The organism is Saccharopolyspora sp. 6M (genome assembly GCF_020176775.1).
Lineage (GTDB): Bacteria > Actinomycetota > Actinomycetes > Mycobacteriales > Pseudonocardiaceae > Saccharopolyspora_C > Saccharopolyspora_C gregorii.
This window is the reverse complement of sequence record NZ_JAIUJZ010000318.1, coordinates 1-3,836: the sequence shown is the minus strand read 5'-3', so window position 1 is coordinate 3,836 and position 3,836 is coordinate 1. Positions and strand designations below refer to the sequence as shown.

Genomic DNA, 3,836 nt, shown 5'->3' with positions numbered 1-3,836 from the left:
CCCACCCCCGCAGGCACCACCACACTCCTGCCGCCACCGTCACCTCAGGCCCCGAACCCCAGCACCAGTGGGCGGTGATGCGGCGTGGTGCGCCTGGCCGTCGGTACCGCCGCCGCGTTCCTGCTCCTGCTCGTCACCCTCATCGCCGCCGTCACCGGCACGGTCGCCGCCCTCACCAGCAGCGTAGGAACCGAGATCACACCGCGCGATGAGGCGCTGGCCGATATTCCCGCCGACTACCTCGCCCTCTACCAGCACGCCGCACCCCTATGCCCCGGACTGGACTGGGCCATCCTCGCCGCCATCGGGAAGGTCGAAACCGACCACGGACGACTCGACGCCCCCGGAGTTCACGACGGCGAAAACTTCGCAGGCGCGGGCGGGCCGATGCAATTCCTCGCCCCCACCTTCGACTCCGTCGTTACCGAACATCCGCTCCCGCCGGGCGGAGCCACCCCGCCATCGCGTTACCACCCGCACGACGCCATCCACGCCGCCGCCTTCTACCTCTGCGATTCCGGCGCTCGCCACGGTGATCTCCGAGCTGCGGTCTTTGCCTACAACCACGCGGATTGGTACGTGAACAAGGTCCTCGCCCAAGCCGAGGACTACCGAGACGCGGCGAGCACGCCGGCCACCTCGCCCGACGGCTGGACCATCCCGGTCCAAGGACGGTGCACTTCCGGGTTCGGGCCGCGCGAGGGTGACATCCACCAAGGCCAAGACCTCGCAGCACCGATCGGTACACCCATCCTCGCCGCCCACAACGGCACCGTCATCAACGCAGGACCTGCCTCCGGCTACGGACTCTGGGTCCGCATCGAGCACGCCGACGGCACCATCACCATTTACGGCCACAACCACCGCAACCACGTCACCACAGGTCAAGTCGTGCGTGCCGGGCAGCCTATCGCCGAAGTCGGCAACCGCGGCGAGTCCACAGGGCCGCACCTGCACTTCCAAATCGAGCTCGGAGGCAGTCCGGTTGATCCAGTCGGGTTCTATGCCGACCGAGGGACACGGCTGTGTCCGTAACGAGCGCAGCGCAACCACGAAGGCGAATGATGAGGCGTTTTGGCCTAACGGAGCTGACACTGATTGCCGCTGCTGCCATGGTCGCCGTGGTGATCCAGTCCGGCGGCTCACGCCCGGGGCGGGGCGCCGGTCCTGTGGCCCCCCGACGGCGACGGGACCGGCGCCCTGGGTGGTGCTGTGCCCCGACAGCGGCACCACGGGGGAAGTGTGCGCCCGTGTTGTTGCAGGTGCAGCTATCTCAGCTGATGGCGTGAGCGACGCCATAGGCGGGTGGTGTCGCCTCCGGGCCGCTGATGCCGGGGCTGAATGTGTGTCGGGGCCGTGGCCTGAGCGGTATCCGTTCAGGCCCTGTGTCTTATTAACATATGACGCTGCCGCCGAATAGCCATGTGTAGATGTGGGGGGTGGGGGGTCTGGTTGTGGGGGTCGGGCCGTACGCCGGCCCCCCGCCCCCCCCCCCCCCCCCCCCCCCCCCCCCCCCCCCCCCGGGTGCGGTCGTGGTGGCTGGTTAGTCGCGTGCCGTGGCGGGGTGGGTGTCCCAGGGGGTTCCGGCGGGCAGGGGTTCGACGTCGCCGACCCCGGCGCCGACGAGTCCGGCGAACGGCTTTTCGTGGCGGTCCATCAACAGGATCTTTTGGGTGAACAGCGGCGCTTCGCTGCTGTTGAGCGGCACGACGTTGTGGAACGAGGAGAGTTCGAACAGGGTGAGCATCACCGTGCGGATTTCGGTGCGGTCCGGGTCGGCTTCCACGGAGAGGCCCCACACGCGGAGGACGAGTTCGCGTTGCTGCGGGTTGATTTCGATCCGGGTGTGGATGTGGGCGGGCAGTCCGTCGTCGGCGCGGAGTTCGGTGATGGCGTCGGCGAGGCGCACGGCGGTGGCTTCGAGGGTGTAGCCGTGGCCGGTTCCGGCGTACAGGCCGTGGATCGCGTAGTTGTTTTCGGGCATGACGAGTCCTTTCATCGCACGGTCATTCGCCGCATCGGATGGAGAGAAAAACCGGAATTGACGGCGCCGGAATGGCGCTGATGCGTATCGACGCTCCATGGCGCCGGGCTGTCAATCCGGAATCCGGTAAATGGACCCGGTTGGGGTAACGATGCCGGGGCGTTGCGCCTAGTGGGAAACAAGTCACGTGTCTTGTTTTCGATTTCGCTTGACATTCGGAGCGGTATCGAGCGTCCATGGATGGCGTCACCCCGCGATTTTCCGGATGCGCACCGGACGGGGTGGTGCCCCGGCCGGGGCATGGCCCTACTGATTTCCTGATGGTTATGGGAGTGAAGTCATGCCCACGAAAAACACGAAGAAGACGAACACCACGAAACCAGCCAAGAAGGATCGCGCGGCCTCGGGCACACGGCCCGGCACTGCGACCCTTGCGGCGGATGCTGTGCCGGATGCGGCCTCGGCCGTACAGGGCGGAGACGGTGGTCCGCGGACCGAAGCCGAGGGCCAGCTCTGGGCGGTGGTCTCCGGTGAGCCGCACACCACGGCCGCGCTGGCGGTGGCGGCCGGGGTCGGCCGGTCCACGGCGGCGAAGGCCCTGTCCCGGTGGGCACTGGCAGGCACGATCACCCGCGATGTCGTCGGCGAGGGCGCTGGGCAGCGCTCGGAGTGGTCCCGCCCGCAGCACCCGGCACCCGAGGCCGCCCTTGGCCAAGCGCCAGAGCAGGAACCGGAGCCGGAGGAGGCCCCGCGTCAGCCTGAGCTCGCGATCGTGCCCGAAGCGCCGAGCGTGCCTGAGCAGACGACGGAGGAGGCCGGGATTGAACCGGATTCCGGCAGGGGCGAGGTGCCTGCTCCGCCGGTGACGCGGGAACGGTTGGCACCGGGTGCGTTGCACGGTTTGGTCGAGGATTTCCTGCGTGAGCACCCTGGCGATGAGTTCGGGCCGAGCAAGATCGGAAAAGAATTGAGCCGTTCATCGGGTGCGGTGAACAACGCGCTGGAAAAGATGACGGAGAAAGGTGTTGTGGTCAAAACCCGCGAAGCGCCGAAACGGTTCATGCTCGCCGAGCCTGGCGACTGAGTCCGCTGTTTCCCGGTAGTGAGGTGGGGCTGTGTTGTGCGCGGCACGGCCTCGCCTCTCATGCTGTGTGCATGGCATGGAGGTCGTGATCATGGTCGTGGAGAACGAATCGAGTTCAGGCGTGACCGGGTGGACGCTGGAATCCGAGGAGGATGATCGGGGGCGTACAGGTGTGCGTGGCGATGAGGTGGTGCTGGCCGCCCCGGGGGGTCGCGGTGCGTCCGCCGTGGCCGCGGCCGTCCGGTGGGGGCTGGTGGTGACCGAGTTCGACCCCGGCCCCGCCGATGGCCCCGGCCCGGTGCGGTTTCTGGGGACGTGGCGGACTTCGCCGCAGCCCCCGCACCCACTGGTGCCCGGACCGGTGGTGGTCGTGCTGACCGCGCACGGCGGGGTGGCGCCGGAGTCGGCGGAGGCGGGCGATGCGGGTAGTGGTCGCGACTCCGGGCAAGCGGCGGATGTGCCAGGCATTCTGGGACCTGGATCGACCGTGTCCGTCCACAGTGGCCTCGGAAGTCCCGATCGCGCTCGCGGCCGATCCCGGCTTCCGGCGGTGATCGCGGAGTCCGAGTTCCGTGCGGGTCGCACGACCCTGCGCGCCGATGAGGCCGATGGACCGATCCCGCGACTGTTGTCGGCCGTCTGGCGCCGGAGCGCCCGGCCGCCGGTCCCGGCCGCCCGTGCGAAGTGCTGATCATGGTGGAGGAGGCCGAACCGGTGGGCGGTGCGGCGCGGGTGACGGTGCGGCTGCTGCACGGCAAAGCGGGCGTG

Annotated in this window: 3 protein-coding genes; 2 read left to right on the top strand and 1 reads right to left on the bottom strand. The window is 68.6% G+C overall.

Going from position 1 to position 3,836, the window contains the following annotated elements; translation table 11 throughout:
- Positions 1-84 precede the first annotated feature (84 nt).
- On the top strand, positions 85-1,035 hold the full coding sequence (locus tag LCD31_RS28430; RefSeq protein ID WP_224963216.1) for a peptidoglycan DD-metalloendopeptidase family protein: 951 nt from the start codon (positions 85-87) through the stop codon (positions 1,033-1,035).
- A gap of 508 nt (positions 1,036-1,543) precedes the next feature.
- On the opposite strand, the gene LCD31_RS28425 is transcribed toward LCD31_RS28430, so the two are convergent.
- On the bottom strand, positions 1,544-2,083 hold the full coding sequence (locus LCD31_RS28425; protein ID WP_224963214.1) for a hypothetical protein: 540 nt from the start codon (positions 2,081-2,083) through the stop codon (positions 1,544-1,546).
- Between the two features lie 241 nt (positions 2,084-2,324).
- Here LCD31_RS28425 and LCD31_RS28420 point away from each other — a divergent pair, with 241 nt between their 5' ends.
- Positions 2,325-3,068, top strand: coding sequence for a hypothetical protein (locus LCD31_RS28420; protein WP_224963212.1), 744 nt, complete (start codon positions 2,325-2,327; stop codon positions 3,066-3,068).
- Positions 3,069-3,836 lie beyond the last annotated feature (768 nt).

Bases quoted from the DNA above. Each gene is read 5' to 3' on its own strand.
- LCD31_RS28425 (WP_224963214.1), bottom strand. From the start codon at position 2,083: ATGGAGCGTCGATACGCATCAGCGCCATTCCGGCGCCGTCAATTCCGG.
- LCD31_RS28420 (WP_224963212.1), top strand. From the start codon at position 2,325: ATGCCCACGAAAAACACGAAGAAGACGAACACCACGAAACCAGCCAAG.